We start from the raw sequence: 690 nt of genomic DNA, 5'->3' as shown, positions 1-690 counted from the left end.
AAATCTATCGCTGCAATGTGGTCTGAGCAGCTATTTGGCTCTGCTTTCGTATCATTGTGAGTTAACACGTCCTTGAAATCCTCTGATAAGGCTATATATTACTCGTTACGATTTTTCATTTCTTAAGAGATAGCTGTATTGTAACGCATCAAATGCTTTCAGGCTTCTCTAAATCTTTTATTGGAATCAAAACATGAGTGATAACATCATCAATGTAAGTGACGCAACTTTCGAAACGGAAGTTTTAAATTCTGACATCCCTGTACTTGTCGATTACTGGGCGGAGTGGTGCGGCCCTTGTAAAATGATCGCCCCTGTCCTTGAGGAAATTGCTGACGACTATGCTGGCAAGATCAAAATATGTAAGTTAAATATTGATGAGAATGAGCAAACCCCACCTAAATTCAATATTCGTGGCATTCCAACCTTGATGCTATTCAAGAATGGTAATGTTGATGCAACGAAGGTAGGCGCGCTATCAAAATCTCAGTTGACAGCTTTTGTTGACAGCAACTTGTAAGCCCACTAGTTTACGCTTTGCATAGGTGGCACTCTTCTTGGGTGCCACATCGCTACTCTCCTATCAGATTTAGATCTCATGACACTGCAAATTGATGGCGGTATTCTTGCCGGTGGCCTTTCCACTCGTATGGATGGCAAGGACAAGGGACTGCAACTCTATCGACAAAA

Annotated in this window: 1 protein-coding gene; it reads left to right on the top strand. The window is 41.7% G+C overall.

The features are described 5' to 3' along the window. Positions 1-193: 193 nt before the first annotated feature. A complete protein-coding gene (gene trxA, locus A3729_RS24705; protein WP_068509988.1) occupies positions 194-520 on the top strand; it encodes a thioredoxin TrxA in 327 nt (108 codons plus the stop codon). Positions 521-690: the final 170 nt, after the last annotated feature.

It is taken from the genome of Oleiphilus sp. HI0043, assembly GCF_001634935.1.
This window is presented reverse-complemented; position numbering and strand designations above follow the sequence as displayed.